Source organism: Thalassotalea psychrophila (assembly GCF_031583595.1).
Taxonomy (GTDB): Bacteria; Pseudomonadota; Gammaproteobacteria; order Enterobacterales; family Alteromonadaceae; genus Thalassotalea_A; species Thalassotalea_A psychrophila.
In genome coordinates, this window is sequence record NZ_CP134145.1 from 3,270,143 (window position 1) to 3,288,414 (window position 18,272).

The following is an 18,272-nucleotide window of genomic DNA, read 5'->3' on the forward strand; positions in this document are numbered from 1 at the left end:
ATGAGTCTTTTGTTAGAACAACTTATTAACGGTGAAGATTTACGCCAAGAGCAAGCTGAAGAGTTTTTTAGCAAAGTAGTACAAGGTGAGATTGAACCGGCATTAATGGCCAGTGTATTAACCGCGCTAAAGATTAAAGGTGAAACACCCAACGAAATAGCCGGCGCAGCCGTGGCAATTAGAGCGGCTGCAAAACCGTTTCCTAAACTACCTTACCCATTAGTGGATTGTGTTGGCACAGGTGGGGATGGCCATAGCACGATTAACATTTCAACCACGGCGGCTATAGTTGCTGCGGCATGTGGATTAAAAGTTGCCAAACACGGTAACCGCAGTGTGTCGAGTATGTCTGGCTCAGCCGATTTGCTCGAAGCGTTTGGGATCAATTTAATGATGTCGCCTGAAACAGCCAAGCAATCTATAGAACAATGCGGGGTTTGTTTTCTCTTCGCCCCTAATTATCACAGTGGTTTTAAACATGCGGGGCCAGTAAGGGCTGCAATGGGAGTGCGCACCTTATTCAATATACTCGGCCCCTTAGTTAACCCTGCTTCGCCAAAAGTAATGTTACTTGGGGTATACACACCAGAGCTTCTTATGCCAATGGCTAAAGCGTTACAATTAACCGGCGTAGAGCGTGCTTGGGTGGTACATGGTAGTGGTTTAGATGAAGTCGCAATTCATGGCTCAACACAAGTTATTGAAATTAACGGCGACACTCTTACTGAAAAAGAAGTACAGCCGAGTGATTTCGGTTTAACTACACACAGCTTAGAAAGTATTAAAGGCGGGTTACCTGAAGAAAATGCGGCTTACACTATGGCTATATTAGAAGGCAAAGGCGAGCAAGCCCATATTGATGCAGTTACGATAAATACCGCAGCATTGCTATACTTAACGGGTCAAGCACGTAACTTAAGCAGCGCGACCAATATCGTACAACAAGTATTAAAATCTGGAAAAGCAGCCAGTACTTTAAACACTATGGCAGAGGTAAGTAATGGCTAGTGCTCCTGAAACTAATGTTCGTAAGAGCAATATATTAGAAAAAATTGTTATTGATAAGCGTATTGAAGTTGCAAAATTAAAGCAAGATCGCCCGCTAGCAAGTTTCATTGATAAGTTAGTACCTACTACTAAAGATATGTACAAAGCTTTAAGCGCTGAAAACGCCGGCTTTATATTAGAGTGTAAAAAAGCTTCACCTTCAAAAGGCTTAATTCGACCAGATTTTGATGTTGAAGAAATTGCCGGCATTTATAATAACTATGCAGCGGCAATATCAGTATTAACCGACATGAAGTACTTTCAAGGTAAACATGACTATTTAAAACTGGTTAGTGACAGTGTTGATTGCCCGGTATTAAATAAAGACTTTTTCATTGATGAATACCAAATACATTTAGGGCGTTTATATGGCGCTGATGCAATTTTATTAATGCTAAGCGTATTAAATGATGAAGAGTATGAAGCACTGAGCAAGGTTGCCAACAGATACAATATGGCAATTTTAACCGAAGTGTCAAATATTGAAGAAACTGAGCGTGCTATTGCCTTAGGTGCAAAACTGATAGGTATTAACAATCGTAATTTACGCGATCTGTCTACCGACTTAACGCGTACTTTTGAACTTGCGCCAATGATCCCAGATGACAGATTAATTATTTCTGAGTCGGGTATTTATTCCAATAAACAAGTACGAGAATTAGCTCCGGCAGTAAATGGCTTTTTAGTGGGCAGTTCGGTTATGGCTCAAGACGATATTGACCTAGCCTGTAGAGAGTTAATATATGGCAATAACAAAGTCTGTGGCTTAACCTCGGTCGCTGATATTAGTGCAGTAACGGCTGCCGGTGCAGCATACGCAGGATTAATATTTACCGAACAATCTCCTCGCTTTGTTAGCTTTGAGCAAGCAAGACGTATTCAAGATGAATTACTTGAATCATCAGGGCCTAGCATAAAGTTTGTTGGCGTATTTAAAGATCAAAGCATTGATGATGTTAGCGAATTTGCCAATCATTTGAATTTATCTGCCGTGCAATTGCATGGTAAAGAAAGTGCGGCTTACATTGAGCAATTAAAGCTGCGTTTGCCTAACGGCTGCGACGTGGTAAAAGCTATATCTGTGGTTGATGGTTTGCCAGAGTTTACTCAAAGTGCCGACAGGTATTTACTTGATGCCAAACAAGGCGGCAGCGGTGAGGTTTTTGATTGGCAATTGTTAGAGGAAAGCGCGCAAGATTTTAGCAATACCATGCTTGCTGGCGGCCTAACACTTAACAACATTGCTAGTGCACAACGTGTGTGTAACGAATTAGATTTATCAGGTCTTGATATAAATTCTGGCGTAGAATCTGCTCCAGGTATTAAAGATCATAACAAAATTAAACAAGCCTTTGCGCTTATCAGAGATTACTAATATGACTGATCCAATATTAAAAAACATAAGCCCTTATTTTGGTGAATTTGGTGGCATGTATGTCAGCGAATTACTAGTACCAGCCTTAGAACAATTAGAAACTGCTTTTGTTGATTCACAAACTGATGCCGAATTTCAAGCCGAATTCAATAAGCTATTAACCTCATTTGCCGGTCGCCCTACTCCACTCACACTGTGCAGAAACATAGTGAAAAACCCATTAGCAAAAATTTATCTAAAACGTGAAGACCTTCTCCATGGCGGCGCCCATAAAACTAACCAAGTATTAGGCCAAGCCTTACTTGCTAAAAAAATGGGTAAAACTGAAATTATCGCTGAAACCGGTGCTGGCCAACATGGCGTAGCAACGGCGATTGCCTGTTCTTTATTAGGCTTAAAGTGCCGCGTTTATATGGGTAAAGTTGACTGTGATAGACAACAACCTAATGTATTTAGAATGGAACTGATGGGCGCAGAGGTTATTCCAGTTACCGCTGGCTCTGGCACATTAAAAGATGCAGTAAATGAAGCCTTGCGTGATTGGTCTGCTAATTACGATAATGCCCATTACTTATTGGGTACTGCCGCAGGACCTCACCCATTCCCAACTATGGTGCGTGAATTTCAAAAAATGATCGGCATAGAAGCCAAAGCACAGATATTAGAAGAGCAAGGTAGCTTACCCGATTATGTAGTTGCTTGTGTTGGTGGTGGTTCAAATGCCATTGGTATGTTCCATGACTTTATTGATGAAGAAAGCGTGAAGTTAGTTGGCGTTGAAGCTGGTGGTAAAGGCATAGATACACCGCAACATGGTGCTACGTTAGTTGCTGGTTCTAAAGGCATGCTACACGGTGCCTATACCTACATAATGCAAGATGAATATGGCCAAATTGAAGAGTCATATTCAGTATCAGCTGGCTTAGACTATCCTGGAGTAGGCCCACAACATTCTTTGTTAAAAGAAATTGGCCGTGCGACTTACGTACCGATTAATGACGATGAAGCCTTGGATGCATTTCAACTGTTGTCGCGTACTGAAGGCATAATTCCAGCGCTTGAGTCATCACATGCACTAGCACATGCACTAAAAATTGCCGATGCGGCAACTACAGAAACAGTTATTTTGGTGAATTTATCTGGTCGCGGAGACAAAGACTTAACCCATGTGAACAGTATTTTAAACGGTGAAAATTACCGGGAGAACAAATAATGAGCCAAGTAAGCAGTACAACAGTAACAACACAAGCAGGTGCTCGTTATCAGCAAAGTTTTGATGGATTAGCAAAAAAACAACAAGGTGCTTTCATCCCATTTGTAATGATAGGTGACCCCCATGCTGAGCAATCATTTGAAATAATTAAAACCCTTATAGATAATGGCGCCGATGCCCTTGAGTTAGGTATTCCTTTCTCTGATCCTAGTGCCGATGGTTTAACCATTCAATTTGCGGCAAAGCGTGCTTTAGATGCGAACATTAATACTGATACCTGTATTGAAATATTGAAAAAAGTACGAGCCTATAATGCCGATATTCCAATTGGATTATTGCTTTACGCTAATTTGGTGTTTGCTCGTGGCGTAGATAAGTTTTACCGCGATATGAGCGCCGCCGGCGTAGACTCAGTATTAATTGCCGACGTGCCGATCAGAGAAAGTGAGCAATTTAGAAATGCTGCATTAGCAAATAACGTAGCCCCTATTTTTATCGCTCCACCAAACGCAAGCGCAGCTACATTGCAAAAAGTTTCATCATTAGGTGAAGGTTACACGTATGTATTAAGCCGTGCTGGTGTTACCGGTACTGAGGTAGTAGCAAATATGCCAGGTAAAGAATTAATCGATACCTTAACCCAATACAATGCGCCTGCACCAGTATTAGGCTTTGGAATATCAACACCGGAGCATGTAAAAGAAGCGTTAGCAAATGGTGCTAAAGGGGCCATTAGCGGCAGTGCCGTAGTTAAAATTATTGAAAACAATTTAACTGACGAAAAACAAATGTTGGTAGATTTAGCAACATTTGTTCGAGATATGAAGGCTGCTACTTAGCAAAACCACTAAAAAAAGGAGCGCACTTATAATTAGCGCTCCTTTTTAATTTTAATCACTTACTTTTTATAGGACGATGTTTGAATGACATTTTGGTTGATCACCTTTGCTGTATTAATGTTCATTATCAGCGGTATATATTTTATTTATAAAAGCGCTAAAAAATTTAACTTAACCAAGGAACAGCTCGACAAGATTAAACAACGCAATAGCCAACTTGATGAGGAAGATGAAAACAAAGATTAGGTACGATAAAGCGTTTTTATAATATGATAACCAAAGCGAGTTTTAACTATTGTTGGTGTTAAAATTTCTCCACTAAACACAAACTTATCAAACTGCGCTACCATTTGACCTTTTTTGAACTCCCCTAAATCACCACCTTTTTTACCTGACGGACAACTTGAATGCTTTTTAGCAAGGGTTTGAAATTTTGCGCCTTTTTTTAACTGCTTCAATATATCTTCGGCTTGTTCTTTATGTTTCACCAATATATGAAGGGCATGTGCTGCTCTGGCCATGAATAATTCTCGATTAAATAAAACCGATTTTAGCATAGTGGATGAAATTGGCATATCTAATGAAAGAAAACAGCTTTACAAGATCCAAGGATTTTCAGACAATATGATCAATAATAATTAATTTAGAGAAATTATGGCATCTTTATCACATTTATTTAAAAATAATAAAGATTGGGCTGAAAAAATTCGTAAAGAACAGCCTGATTTTTTCGACAAGCTATCAAAGCAACAGTCTCCAGAGTATTTATGGATCGGCTGCTCTGACTCAAGGGTACCGGCCAATGATCTCTTAGGTATGTTACCTGGTGAAGTCTTTGTTCACCGTAATATTGCCAATCAAGTGATCCATACCGACTTAAACTGTTTGTCGGTTATTCAATTTGCGGTAGAAGTATTAAAAATAAAGCATATTATTGTTTGTGGTCACTACGGTTGTGGCGGTGTTGCCGCGTCATTAGATAATCATCAACATGGCTTAATTGATAACTGGTTACGTCACATCAGCGATGTTTACCGTTTCCATAAAGAAGAGTTAGAGCAATTAACCGGCGAAGCGTTAACCAACCGTTTATGTGAATTAAACGTGGTTGAACAAGTAGGAAACGTTTCGAAAACTACAACTTTGATTGATGCTTGGAATAATGAACAGGACATTACCGTGCATGGATTTGTTTATAATTTGAAAGATGGAATTTTGAAAGATTTAAACGTTAGCGTTGATTCAAATATCTAATAAATACGTTTCACTTCGAATACGTTTCACTCCGAATACATTTCATTCCGAATACGTTTCACTTTGAATAACGAAGCAGTTATCGAAGCGTAGTGTATTCGGAGTACCGTAGGTACTTATTCGAAGTTACGAAGTAACGTATTCGAAGGCACGAAGTGCCGTATCCATAGTTAAAATTCTTCGAGTAAGTCGTCGAGTTCATCTTCTTCATCTTGATCAATCACAATAGGTGGATTGCCATCATGTAAACGATAATTGATATTTTGGAAGTAAGCGTTTTTAACAAATTCATATGCATCTAACGAGTCGTTTAATAATGCCTCTTGCTCGGCAAGTTGTCCTCGAGTTTCTAAGGCTATTACCAATTTACGTGCCACATTTGGCCAAAAATCAATAATTGCTAATGGCCAATAATAGCCATCAACCAAATCGCCTACTTCATCCCTTACTGAGCTTGGACCTAGCACGGGTAACATTAAATAAGGTCCATCACCTACACCATATGTGCCTAATACTTCACCAAATTCTTCTTCTTCACGTAATAAGCCAGCATGCTTGGCAATATCAAACCAACCTAATAAACCAACTGTAGAGTTTAAAACAAAACGACCAGTCGCTTTACCTGCTCGCTGAAACTTAAGTTGTAGCAGGTTGTTTATTACCGTGAAGGGTTCATTGAGGTTAAGAGCTGCATTGTACACGCCAGAACGAATTGGCGATGGCACCCAATCTACATAAGCAGTAGATACCGGTTTAAAAACATATTTATCAGCATAGTCCCAATTGAAGGTCCATATTGGTCGGTTAATAGATTCGAGGGGATCGCGAGGATCAGAATAACTATCGCCCTGTTCGTTCGTTGTTGAACAAGCAGGTAATATTAATAAAGATAAAATGATGAAAATATTAGCAAACCAAGGTTTGAAATGCATAAATCGAACGTTCCCTTGTTAAAGCACTTTATTAGGAGTGCTAATAATGCCAGTGGTTAAAGTTAATTATTTTTGTGTTAGTAATATGTAGCATTATAAACTGAGAAATAGTATCTGCCACCCATTAATTACACGTTTCAATGTAACTTTTTATTTCAAACAGGTAATTCAATGCCACTTTCTCGCATTTTAGCCAACTTATAACGTAATGTTCTTGCACTTATACCTAAGCGCTCTGCAACTTCTTTGCGAGATCCATTACATGCTCGAAGTGCATCTAAAATAATTTGAAATTCTTGCTGCTTTAACTCACTCTCAAGATTCTCTTCTTCTACTGTAGATTCGAAAATAGCTTCACTTTTTTGCTCAACAAAGTCTTCAATAAGTAAATCTTCGCTATCAATTTCAGCCCCTGTTTTCATGATCAGAGCACGTTGGATCACGTTTTCTAATTCTCTAACGTTACCAGGCCATTGATGGGTAGCCAGTTTAATTTCAGCCGCTGCAGTTAAACTTACATTTTCATTATTACTGAACTGGTCGATAATATGATCAGCTAACGGTAAAATATCATCTGCTCTTTTCGCTAAAGGCAGCCAAGTTAAAGGAAAAACATTTAAGCGATAAAACAAATCTTCACGAAAAACACCTTCGCTTACCGCTTTTTTTAAATCTCGGTTGCTGGTTGCCAGTACCCGTACATCTAAGTTAATTACTTTTCTTGAGCCTAAACGCTCTACTTCACGTTCTTGAATAACACGCAAAATTTTGGCTTGTAAGCCTAAATCCATTTCAGTAATTTCATCCAGTAAAATGGTTCCACCTTGGGCTTGCTCGAACTTACCTGGACAAGCATTAACAGCACCGGTAAAAGCGCCCTTTTCATAGCCAAATAAAGTTGCTTCAAGCATGTTTTCAGGAATGGCAGCACAATTAATCGCGACAAAACTATTATCAGCTCGTTTCGAGTGGTTATGAATAAATTTAGAGAGTACCTCTTTACCTGAGCCGCTCGGGCCCAAGATCATTACTGAAGCGTCTGTACTTGCAACTTTTTCAGCTAAGTTTAGTAATTGGAGGCTTTGTTTATCAACGGCAATTGGACGAGAGCTGACTACTTTTTCAATCGGCAAGTATTGGCTGATCATATTAATCAACACTTCTGGCGCAAATGGTTTGGCAATGTAATTACAAGCGCCATCTTTCATAGCTTGCACAGCATCATCAATAGTTGCGTACGCAGTCATGATCAACACCGGCATATTTGGCCAGCCGGTTTTAATATTTTTCAATAGGGTTAGACCACTCATGCCCCCCATTTGTACATCTGAAACAACAATATCTACTTTATGTTGTTTCAATTGAACCAATGCGGCCTCGCCAGAGTCTGCTTCAATGCAGTCAAACTCTGAAAGGTGTAAGGTATCAACTACGGCTTCGCGTAAACCGGGATCATCTTCAACGACTAGGACCACTTTACTGGTCATTACTGCCTCTTTATTTTTTGTTATTATCTATGTTTAGTAGCTATTCAGTTTCATCTTTTTCGGTATTGAACAGCGGCAGTTTAATACAAAAATCTGCGCCTTCACCTGTTTTACTCACTAATGATGCATCACCATGGTGGGCTTTAGCAACAGATTTCACTACCGCCAACCCTAAACCGGTGCCTTGCACTTTAGAAGTATAAAACGGTTCAAATATTTTTTCAGCTTCGGATTCATCAATACCACTACCATTATCTTGCACATGAATATGCAGAAAGCTATCTTGTTGGTAAGCACGAACTTTTATAATGGCATTGCTTTGTATAACTTGTAATGAGTTATGGATTAAATTTTGTATTGCGCCTTCAAGCGCATTTTTATTAGCAATAATTTGCAGACTTTCATCTTCAATGGTTAAAATTAAATCTGCATGCACTTCATCAATTTGAGCTTCTACGCCAGCAATAGCATCATCTAACAATGATTTAATGGTAATAACTGCAACCACTTGTTTACCGCCACTTTTGGCAAATAACAGCATATCATTTACTTGCTGCTCCAAGTCTTGCAATCTTGATGTTAATTTATCTTGAAAAGTTTGACGTTTTTCGCTGGACAGTGCTTTTGAACTTAAGTTAGAGCAATAAAGCATTGCTGCCGACAGAGGTGTGCGAATTTGATGTGCGAGAGTAGAAACCATACGACCTAATGCAGACAAACGTTGCATTTGGCTTAACTTATCTTGCAGTAAGCGAGTTTCGGTTAAATCGGTAATTAATATAAGTTGGCCAGCTTGCGAGCCAAAAGAAGAAATATCGAGTTTTACCCGACGGCCATCATTTAATGACACTTCATGACCATCATCGGCTCTTGGTTTAAAAGCGACTTTTATTATTTCAATCCAGGACTTTTTAAGTAAATCGACGCCTAATAAACTGCCGGCAACATTGTTAGCTTTAACCACAATCCCGTCACCATCAATAATAACCACGCCAGCCGGCATTACATCAAATAACTGATTTAATTGGTTAGATTGCAAACGCAATAAATCAAGTTCTCCCGAAAATGCTTCCGTGAGTAACCTCTTCTCTGTTTGCTCTGAGACTGTCGACAATGTGGATTCGTTGTTATTATCCCCACGAGTCAAGCTCATATTCTACCTCTCCAACTTAACTAAGTATTTAAACTTTTGAAAAAAGCATTCCTTATGATTTTAAGTTTTTTCACTCAATCTTTGTATGCTTTATAAACCCTGCGCTAACTTAGCTAATCCCATCATAGGGTAATTTTCTAACTAGCAACAGCTTTAATTTTTACATCTGGGCTAACAATAAATTAACCCGCATTTTAGTCTTTTAATATTTCCACCACATCAGCAAGATTCATCGTTTGATCATTCTCAAAATACAGCCAAACATCATCATTAGTGTGGTCAAAGGTAACACGGATAATTTTGTTGTATGTCATAGCTTTAAGCTCTACAACCTTACCTTTACTTATACAAGAGACAATAAAACGATATTCCCCTTCAGGGGCAACAGAGCCTGTACGAGTAATGCCGTTCCATGTAAAACTCACGTCACCAACTAGCCCATCACCTAATGGAATAATACGCACTATGTCGTCATTTTCGTTTTCAACATAAACAAAAACATGATGAGCTTTCGAATTTATTAGTAAACGTCCAGTGGCGAATTCACCATGTTCAATATAGAAATGACCGTCTTCAACGAGAACGCTGCGCCCAATAAGAGAGCTAGCTTGTAAGGCTTTACTTGAAGAGTTGATTTGTGGGTTGCTATGAAGTTTATCGTTATACTCATCAATGCTTTGACTGATTGATGAAGCCAGCAATTGAGAAAATACTTCATCAGTATCCATGTCATGTTTGACTGACGTATCGATAGGCTCGGGGATAATATTGGCGAAGAAGTCCTGCAACTCTATAGTAGCCTGTTTAGCTACGGAGTCACTCTGCTGACTTTTATTCAACAAATGCTGGCTTCCTGCCATATGATCACTTTGTTTATCTTCCACTAAAAAGTCCCAAGCTCGTCATTTGAGTATGACAATTATTATTTGTCTCAATACTGAGTTTAAGAAACATAACCTGCTAACTATTCTCCGACAATGGCACAAAGCTAAATAGTTAGCAAACGTATAGTAAATACCATACAAGAATTATGCCATTAAACAGCATTTTCTTTAAATATAAAATAAAACAAAATCAACTGCATAGTTTTTGATCAAAAATGTTTACATAATGGTTTTCAACCAACTTTTTTGCATATTTATTAAATATAAATTTTGCCAGTAAGCAATATGAAAATGGTACCAGAAAACTCACTGCTCATTTTTTTGTACTAAAAACATGTGAGCGGCATAGCATTGCCGCTTAAATTTGTGAATTTGTTACAAAAATTGCCGATTATTGTCACTTAGCTATTTACAGGCATTTAATAGATGATGTATTTTGAAAGGGTATATTATTACAAAAAGTGTCTCTGTAGCTCAGCTGGATAGAGCAAGCGCCTCCTAAGCGCTAGGTCGGACGTTCGAATCGTCTCAGGGACGCCACTTTCAAAAATCTGTTGTCCCCTTGAAGTACAAATTTAAAAGCCTTTTTCAACATGGAAGTTGCGTATGCCACGATCACAGGATGTGATGGAGTGGTCCAAAGCAATTTGCATTCCATCATCCTTGAAGTACAAATTTAAAGCCATCCATGGCAATTTGCATTCCATCATCCTTGAAGTAAAAAAAAACCTCGCATGGCGAGGTTTTTAAAGAAGCTAGCAATAATTATTTTATTGTTTTTCTTCGATTATAATTTCACTAACTTCCGTGTCTTGAGCGGCATTTGAACTGGAAAAACCAGCTGAAATACCTAAAACTAACACCGCAATAAATACAGTACTAAGTTTTACCTCCCTCAAAGACGATTTGTTCATGACTTCAGCCCTGAATGTTATTTGTTATTATTATTGTTTAACGAAAAATAATGTATATGTTTTAATCAGCTCATACAAGAAATTTTTACATAAATATTTACATAACTTTTCAATAATTTTACTAAAAACTTACAACTACAAAATAAATACCTTTAAAAACAGAGCCATACACTTAACCTGCCAATCAATTCATTTTAGGAATATTTTTTGATATGAATTTTTATTGTACTTTAATTCAATAAACAGTTAATCAATCAAAGATTATAAATAAAAGTAACAGTGTAAGTTTTCATAAGGAATACAAACTCATTTCTCACTATTTAAAAATGGCTTAACCAACTGATTTATCACTTTTTTTTAACTAAAAATAAATAACTTAATAAAACGATTTTTTTTGTTCTATAGCTTCAATAGTAAACTTTATCGAAAAAAGCCCTATTTTTGATTGCACCAAAGCGCTGTGTAAGCGAAAATACGCGTGTTTTTTTAACCTAAAATTTTATTTAAGTGGAGCACTTATGCCATCGCGTCAAGATCAGGCCAATGCAATTCGAGTTTTAAGTATGGATGCTGTCCAAAAAGCAAAATCTGGACACCCTGGTGCCCCTATGGGTATGGCAGATATAGCACAAGCTTTATGGTGTGATCACCTTAAGCACAACCCTAACAATCCTAACTGGGTTGATCGTGACCGTTTCATTTTGTCTAACGGCCATGGCTCGATGCTTATTTACTCATTACTTCACTTAACTGGTTATGATGTTTCAATTGATGATTTGAAAGACTTCCGTCAATTACATTCTAAAACGCCTGGTCACCCAGAGTACGGTTACACACCTGGTGTTGAAACAACTACTGGCCCATTAGGCCAAGGTATTACCAACGCTGTAGGTTTTGCAATTGCAGAAAAAACCTTAGCTGCACAATTCAACCAAGATAATTTTGAAATTGTTGACCATCACACTTATACCTTTATGGGTGACGGTTGTTTAATGGAAGGTATCTCGCATGAAGCGTGTTCATTAGCGGGTACTTTAGGTTTAGGCAAACTTATTGCTTTTTGGGATGACAACGGCATTTCAATTGATGGTGAAGTTGAAGGTTGGTTCTCAGACGATACCCCTGCACGATTTAATGCATACGGCTGGCAAGTACTGTCTGTAGATGGTCATAACCCGGAAGAAATTTTGGCTGCAATTGTTCAAGCAAAAGCTGAATCAAACAAACCAACGCTAATTTGCTGTAAAACTATTATTGGTTATGGCTCTCCTAATAAGAGCGGTAGTCACGATTGTCACGGTGCCCCATTAGGCGATGACGAAATTAAAGCGTCACGTGAATTCTTAAACTGGGAGCACGCTCCATTTGTTATTCCGCAAGACATTAATGATGCATGGAATGGTCAAGAAAAAGGGGCAAACGCGGAAGCTGCCTGGCATGAATTATTTGCCGGTTATAAAGCTGCCCACCCTGAACTAGCTGCTGAGTTTGACCGCAGGTCATCAGGCCAATTGCCAGAAAATTGGCAAGAATATACCAACAACTATATTCAAGACTTACAAAATAACCCGGCAAATGTGGCAACCCGTAAAGCGAGCCAAAACTGTTTAAATAGCTATGGTCCAATTTTACCTGAATTTATTGGTGGCTCTGCTGATTTAGCTGGTTCAAACCTTACGTTATGGTCTGGTTCAAAAGGCATTGAAGCAGATGATGCAAGTGGTAATTACTTGTTTTACGGTGTACGTGAATTTGGTATGTCTGCCATTATGAACGGCATTGCTTTACATGGTAGCTTTATTCCTTACGGCGCTACATTCTTAATGTTTGTTGAATATGCACGTAACGCTGTTCGTATGGCCGCTTTAATGAAACAACGCAGTATCTTTGTTTATACTCATGACTCTATTGGCTTAGGTGAAGACGGCCCTACCCATCAGCCGGTTGAGCAAATTGCCAGCTTACGTATGACGCCAAACCTATACAACTGGCGTCCATGTGATGCGGTTGAATCTGCAGTTGCTTGGAAGATGGCAATTGAACGTGTAGATGGCCCAACAACATTGACTTTTACTCGTCAAAATTTGCAGCAACAAGAGCGTTCGGCTGAACAATTATCGAATATTGCCCGTGGTGGTTACATTTTAAAAGATTGTGTCGGTACACCAGATTTAATATTAATTGCCACAGGCTCTGAAGTTGAACTAGCTATGGCTGCAAGTAGAGAGTTATCGGATAAGAAAATTCGCGTGGTATCTATACCTTGTACTGATGCGTTTGAAGCTCAAGATGAAGCATATCGTCAATCGGTATTACCGAATGATGTTAGAGCACGTATTGCAATAGAAGCTGGCATTGAAGATTTTTGGCATAAATATGTTGGTTTTGATGGCCGTATTATTGGTATGAAGACTTTCGGTGAGTCAGCGCCAGCAAACGAATTATTTGAATTATTTGGTTTCACCGTAGAAAACGTAATTAACACTGCAAAAGAGTTATTAGGATAATTATTAGAAGGCCGTTAATATGATCGGCCTTTTTAATATTTACATTTAATTATCATGACAATAAAAATAGCAATAAATGGTTTTGGCCGCATCGGTCGGAGTATTTTAAGAGCGCTTTATGAAACCGGTCGTAATGATCAGTTTCAAATAGTTGCGATTAATGAATTGGCAAAACCCGAAGGGATTGCCCATTTATTAAAATATGATACCAATCATGGTCGCTTTGCTTATTCTGTAAGTTATGAGAATAACCAATTAAACGTGGCTGGTGATGAAATTTCATTATTTCATCAAAAAGATATTGAAGATTTACCTTGGCAAGAGCTAGGCGTAGACATTGTTTTAGATTGCACCGGTATTTATCACAGTAAAGAGCATGCCCTAAAGCATATCAAACAAGGTGCTAAACAAGTTCTGTATTCACAACCCGCATTAACTGACGTGGATAAAACAATTATTTATGGGATTAACCATGAGCAATTAACGTCTGCAGATGTGGTTGTTTCTAATGGCTCTTGTACAACAAACTGCATTGTACCGGTTATTCAAGTACTAGATCAGGCTTTCGGCGTAGAAAGTGGCACCATAACAACTATTCACTCTTCTATGCATGATCAACAAGTAATAGATGCCTATCATGATGATTTACGGTTGTCACGAGCTGCGAGTCAGTCGATAATTCCTGTAGATACTAAACTATCTGCTGGCATTGAACGAATATTGCCAAAATTTTCAGGTCGATTTGAAGCGATCGCCGTACGTGTACCAACAATAAATGTTACTGCTATGGATTTAAGCGTAACCTTAGATAGTGACGTTGATATTAGCGCAGTAAACGACGCTATTATAAATGGTCAGCAAGGCAATTTGGCCGGAATATTAGGCTTTACCACAGAGCCTTTGGTTTCAAGTGATTTTAATCACGACCCGCATTCGTCAATTGTTGATGGTAATTCAACACGGGTAAGCCATAAGCGCTTAGTAAAACTATTAGTTTGGTGTGACAACGAGTGGGGATTTTCTAATCGTATGTTAGACACAGCGTTAAGCATGCATCAGGCGCCGTAACATGTATCAAGTACAGCAGATGAACATTATTTTAAAAAATTTAACGATTACACATTATTCAACGGAGACTTACTATGTCTGTCATTAAAATGACTGATCTTGAACTTGCTAATAAACGAGTATTAATTCGCGAAGATTTAAACGTACCGGTAAAAGACGGTAAAATCACTTCTGATGCTCGTTTAAGAGCTGCCCTTCCTACGTTAAAACTAGCACTCCAAGCTGGTGCAAAAGTGATGGTAATGTCACATTTAGGTCGACCAACAGAAGGTGAGTTTAACAGTGAGTTTTCAATGCAAGTTGTTGCTGATTATTTAACAAAAGCGCTTGCTCAACCAGTAAAGTTAGTTAGTGAATACCTCGACGGTGTAGAAGTTGCGGCTGGTGAATTAGTAATTTTTGAAAATATTCGTTTTAATAAAGGCGAAAAGAAAAACTGTGATGAGTTATCACAGAAACTTGCTGCCCTTTGTGATGTTTATGTAATGGACGCGTTTGGTACAGCTCACCGTGCCCAAGCAAGTACGCACGGAGTTGCCAAGTTTGCTCCTGTTGCATGCGCAGGTCCTTTACTTGCTGGTGAATTAGAAGCATTAGGTAAAGCATTAGATAACCCTGCTCGCCCATTAGTGGCAATTGTTGGTGGTTCAAAAGTTTCGACTAAACTTACAGTGTTAGAGTCGCTTGCAACCGTAGTAGACCAATTAGTAGTTGGTGGCGGCATTGCCAATACGTTCATTGCAGCACATGGCCATCAAGTTGGTAAATCATTATATGAAGCCGACTTAATTGATCAAGCAAATAGCTTAACAGCCAATGCAAAAGCAAATAATGGCGACATTCCTGTACCAACAGACGTTGTTGTTGCTAAAGAATTTGCTGAAAGCGCAGTAGCTACATTAAAAGCAGTTAGCGACGTTGCTGATGATGAAATGATTTTTGATATTGGCCCAGACTCGGCAAAAGCGTTAGCAAAAATCATTGAAAATGCCGGCACTATTGTTTGGAATGGTCCAGTAGGTGTTTTTGAGTTTGATCAGTTTGGCGAAGGTACTAAAGCAATCGCTCAAGCAATTGCTAATTCAAGTGCCTTCTCTATTGCCGGTGGTGGTGACACATTAGCCGCAGTAGATAAATACGATATTGCCGATAAAGTATCTTACATCTCTACAGGTGGCGGTGCTTTCTTAGAATTTTTAGAAGGTAAGAAATTACCTGCAGTTGCCATTTTAGAAGAACGCGCAGCTCAATAGGCTTAATTAAATAAGCTAATTAAAATATATTTTTTATAACTTTAATCTATACTAAAAGTGGTTTTAACCGCTTATATCACACACAAAAGGAGTGTTGGTAATGGCTTTAATTTCTATGCGTCAAATGCTGGACCATGCAGCAGAGTTTGACTATGGTATTCCTGCGTTTAACGTAAATAATCTTGAGCAAGTACGTGCAATTATGCTTGCCGCTCGCGATACTGACAGCCCGGTAATTTTACAAGCGTCAGCTGGTGCTCGCAAATATGCTGGTGCGCCTTTCTTACGTCATTTAATTTTAGCCGCGACTGAAGAGTTTCCAGAAATTCCTGTAGTTATGCACCAAGATCATGGTACATCTCCGGCAGTATGTCAGCGTTCAATTCAACTTGGTTTTTCATCAGTAATGATGGATGGCTCGTTAGGCGAAGACGGTAAAACCCCTTCATCTTATGAATATAACGTAGACGTAACTCGCAGAACTGTTGAAATGGCTCATGCGTGTGGCGTTAGTGTTGAAGGTGAACTTGGTTGTTTGGGTTCATTAGAAACAGGTATGGCGGGTGAAGAAGACGGTATTGGTGCTGAAGGCATTCTAACTGCCGATCAAATGCTTACCGATCCAGAAGAAGCTGCTGATTTTGTGAACAAAACACAAGTTGATGCATTAGCTATTGCTTGTGGTACTTCACACGGCGCATACAAGTTTACGCGTCCACCAACAAGTGACATATTATCCATTGATCGCATTAAAGCTATCCACGCTCGTATTCCTAACACTCACTTAGTAATGCATGGCTCTTCATCAGTGCCACAAGAATGGTTAGCAGTAATTAACGAATATGGTGGCAACATTCCTGAAACTTACGGTGTGCCAGTTGAGCAAATTCAAGAAGGCATTAAAAACGGCGTTCGCAAAGTAAACATCGATACTGATTTACGTCTTGCTTCTACAGGTGCAGTTCGTCGCTTCTTAGCGCACAACCCATCTGAATTTGACCCTCGTAAATTTTTACAAACAACTACAGATGCTATGTACGATATTGTTAAAGCCCGTTATGAAGCTTTTAACACTGCTGGCCATGCAAGTAAAATTAAATGTATCTCTTTAGACGCTATGTACGACAGATACATTAGCGGCGAGTTAAACGCATTAATTAAATAAATCAGATAGTTAACTGTTTATTTTATTAAAAAGGACCTGAAGGTCCTTTTTTTATTGCCATTTCTATTGAAAATCACTGGTCTGATTTGTTAACTTCGTTATAATGCCCTGGCTAATAAAAATTAACCTTAAGAAAAAATAGAGTTAAAAAGCTCTGTTTATTATAAAAATGAAAAAACTGCTACTCCTTCCATTAATAACTGGCGCTACCTTTTCGGTTTTAGCTCAAGATGAACTATCAACTCAGTCTAGTAACGCTGAAGCAATTGATGCCATTGTTGCTTCTTTATATGAAGAAGATAAGCCTGATTGTTATCATTTCACCGATGAAGTTCCCCCTGAAGAATTTATCGGTTTTCCTGAATGTGATATTACTCCTTCTACTATTAGCGGCGCTGTTGAAGTAGGTGCTTTTTTCAATACAGGTGATAACGACTATGCTATTGGAATTGTAAAATCTGATTTAATCCATGAAGTGGGCAAAATGCGCTCTAATTGGAAAATGGGTTTTTTTGGTCGTAAATCAGAAGAAGAAAATGATGAGGGTAAAGACGAATATGTAACAACTGACCAAAAATGGGGAACCTCATTACAAAGTAATTACACCCTTGAAGAAGGTGGTAAAAATTACCTTTTTGGTTATGGCTCATACGAAGCTGACCGATTTAATGGTTTTGATTACCAAAGCTCAATAGCTGCCGGTTGGGGTCGTCGTTGGTACGAAACAGAAGTTGCTTTTTTCGATGCTGAAATGGGGCCAGGTTTTAAAGTAGATGAAATTGCAGAAACAGATGAGCATAATAACAAAACTGAGAAAGCAACTATTATTCGTGCCGCTGCAACCTATGAACGACGTTTCTTTGAAACTATGGAATTTAAACAGAGTTTTTCAGCAGAGATGGCCACGTCATCAAACGAAAATAGTAAATATCAATCGGTAAGCTCAATTACGACAAAGTTAATTGAATCATTAGCATTAAAATTTGCTTTTACAGTTGATCATAATAGTGTGGTTGAAAATGATACTGAAAAAACTCGTACCGAAACATCATTAACTTTGGTTTACAGTATTTAAAGCTTTCCAAGCCGTAAATAAGCCCGTGAGTTCGGGCTTTAAATTTTAAATAAAACTCAGTTCAATTAATCAAAGCCTTACTCCCTAGTAAAAACTAAATAATTCA

17 protein-coding genes and 1 tRNA gene are annotated in these 18,272 nt (G+C 38.6%); 12 read left to right on the forward strand and 6 right to left on the reverse strand.

Annotation, left to right across the window (positions count from 1 at the left end; translation table 11 throughout):
- The 5 genes from trpD to RGQ13_RS13425 all read left to right on the forward strand — a co-directional run bounded on the left by trpD (position 1) and on the right by RGQ13_RS13425 (position 4,720).
- A complete protein-coding gene (trpD, locus tag RGQ13_RS13405) occupies positions 1-1,008 on the forward strand; it encodes an anthranilate phosphoribosyltransferase (protein WP_348390250.1) in 1,008 nt (335 codons plus the stop codon).
- Entirely contained in the window at positions 1,001-2,422 is a 1,422-nt protein-coding gene (gene trpCF / locus RGQ13_RS13410) for a bifunctional indole-3-glycerol-phosphate synthase TrpC/phosphoribosylanthranilate isomerase TrpF (protein ID WP_348390251.1), read from the forward strand. Before trpD ends, trpCF begins: the two co-directional genes overlap by 8 nt.
- Position 2,423: 1 nt before the next feature.
- Positions 2,424-3,635, forward strand: a complete 1,212-nt coding sequence (gene trpB, locus RGQ13_RS13415; protein ID WP_348390252.1) for a tryptophan synthase subunit beta — start codon at positions 2,424-2,426, stop codon at positions 3,633-3,635.
- The gene (trpA, locus tag RGQ13_RS13420; protein WP_348390253.1) at positions 3,635-4,474 is read left to right on the forward strand and encodes a tryptophan synthase subunit alpha; all 840 of its coding nucleotides are present in this window, start codon (positions 3,635-3,637) and stop codon (positions 4,472-4,474) included. Before trpB ends, trpA begins: the two co-directional genes overlap by 1 nt.
- An 84-nt stretch (positions 4,475-4,558) precedes the next feature.
- The gene (locus RGQ13_RS13425; protein ID WP_348390254.1) at positions 4,559-4,720 is read left to right on the forward strand and encodes a DUF2897 family protein; all 162 of its coding nucleotides are present in this window, start codon (positions 4,559-4,561) and stop codon (positions 4,718-4,720) included.
- Here RGQ13_RS13425 and ppiC read toward each other — a convergent pair.
- Positions 4,717-4,995 carry a peptidylprolyl isomerase PpiC gene (gene ppiC, locus RGQ13_RS13430; RefSeq protein WP_348390255.1) on the reverse strand — a complete coding sequence of 93 codons (279 nt, stop codon included), beginning with the start codon at positions 4,993-4,995 and terminating at the stop codon, positions 4,717-4,719. The two genes, RGQ13_RS13425 and ppiC, sit on opposite strands and share 4 nt — an antisense overlap.
- A 133-nt stretch (positions 4,996-5,128) precedes the next feature.
- Between ppiC and can the strand changes: the two genes are divergently transcribed.
- The gene (gene can / locus RGQ13_RS13435; RefSeq protein WP_348390256.1) at positions 5,129-5,728 is read left to right on the forward strand and encodes a carbonate dehydratase; all 600 of its coding nucleotides are present in this window, start codon (positions 5,129-5,131) and stop codon (positions 5,726-5,728) included.
- A gap of 170 nt (positions 5,729-5,898) precedes the next feature.
- Here can and RGQ13_RS13440 read toward each other — a convergent pair whose 3' ends face one another.
- The 4 genes from RGQ13_RS13440 to RGQ13_RS13455 form a co-directional block, all read right to left on the reverse strand.
- On the reverse strand, positions 5,899-6,660 hold the full coding sequence (locus RGQ13_RS13440; RefSeq protein WP_348390257.1) for an MlaA family lipoprotein: 762 nt from the start codon (positions 6,658-6,660) through the stop codon (positions 5,899-5,901).
- A 155-nt stretch (positions 6,661-6,815) separates the two neighbouring features.
- Positions 6,816-8,147 carry a sigma-54-dependent transcriptional regulator gene (locus RGQ13_RS13445; protein ID WP_348390258.1) on the reverse strand — a complete coding sequence of 444 codons (1,332 nt, stop codon included), beginning with the start codon at positions 8,145-8,147 and terminating at the stop codon, positions 6,816-6,818.
- 40 nt (positions 8,148-8,187) lie between these two features.
- The gene (locus tag RGQ13_RS13450; protein ID WP_348390259.1) at positions 8,188-9,300 is read right to left on the reverse strand and encodes a sensor histidine kinase; all 1,113 of its coding nucleotides are present in this window, start codon (positions 9,298-9,300) and stop codon (positions 8,188-8,190) included.
- Between the two features lie 194 nt (positions 9,301-9,494).
- Positions 9,495-10,184, reverse strand: coding sequence for a flagellar hook assembly protein FlgD (locus RGQ13_RS13455; protein ID WP_348390260.1), 690 nt, complete (start codon positions 10,182-10,184; stop codon positions 9,495-9,497).
- Between the two features lie 463 nt (positions 10,185-10,647).
- Between RGQ13_RS13455 and RGQ13_RS13460 the strand changes: the two genes are divergently transcribed.
- Positions 10,648-10,724: transfer RNA gene (locus RGQ13_RS13460), tRNA-Arg, on the forward strand.
- A gap of 230 nt (positions 10,725-10,954) precedes the next feature.
- Here RGQ13_RS13460 and RGQ13_RS13465 read toward each other — a convergent pair.
- Positions 10,955-11,098 carry a hypothetical protein gene (locus tag RGQ13_RS13465; RefSeq protein WP_348390261.1) on the reverse strand — a complete coding sequence of 48 codons (144 nt, stop codon included), beginning with the start codon at positions 11,096-11,098 and terminating at the stop codon, positions 10,955-10,957.
- Positions 11,099-11,616: 518 nt separating this feature from the next.
- Between RGQ13_RS13465 and tkt the strand changes: the two genes are divergently transcribed.
- The 5 genes from tkt (at position 11,617) to RGQ13_RS13490 (ending at position 18,166) form a co-directional block, all read left to right on the forward strand.
- A complete protein-coding gene (gene tkt / locus RGQ13_RS13470) occupies positions 11,617-13,605 on the forward strand; it encodes a transketolase (protein WP_348390262.1) in 1,989 nt (662 codons plus the stop codon).
- Between the two features lie 54 nt (positions 13,606-13,659).
- Positions 13,660-14,673: an erythrose-4-phosphate dehydrogenase gene (gene epd / locus RGQ13_RS13475; protein ID WP_348390263.1), complete on the forward strand. Its 1,014-nt coding sequence runs from the start codon at positions 13,660-13,662 to the stop codon at positions 14,671-14,673.
- 74 nt (positions 14,674-14,747) lie between these two features.
- A complete protein-coding gene (locus RGQ13_RS13480) occupies positions 14,748-15,926 on the forward strand; it encodes a phosphoglycerate kinase (protein ID WP_348390264.1) in 1,179 nt (392 codons plus the stop codon).
- 100 nt (positions 15,927-16,026) lie between these two features.
- On the forward strand, positions 16,027-17,091 hold the full coding sequence (fba, locus tag RGQ13_RS13485) for a class II fructose-bisphosphate aldolase (protein ID WP_348390265.1): 1,065 nt from the start codon (positions 16,027-16,029) through the stop codon (positions 17,089-17,091).
- Between the two features lie 169 nt (positions 17,092-17,260).
- Positions 17,261-18,166, forward strand: a complete 906-nt coding sequence (locus RGQ13_RS13490; RefSeq protein WP_348390266.1) for a DUF481 domain-containing protein — start codon at positions 17,261-17,263, stop codon at positions 18,164-18,166.
- The last annotated feature ends 106 nt before the right edge of the window (positions 18,167-18,272 follow it).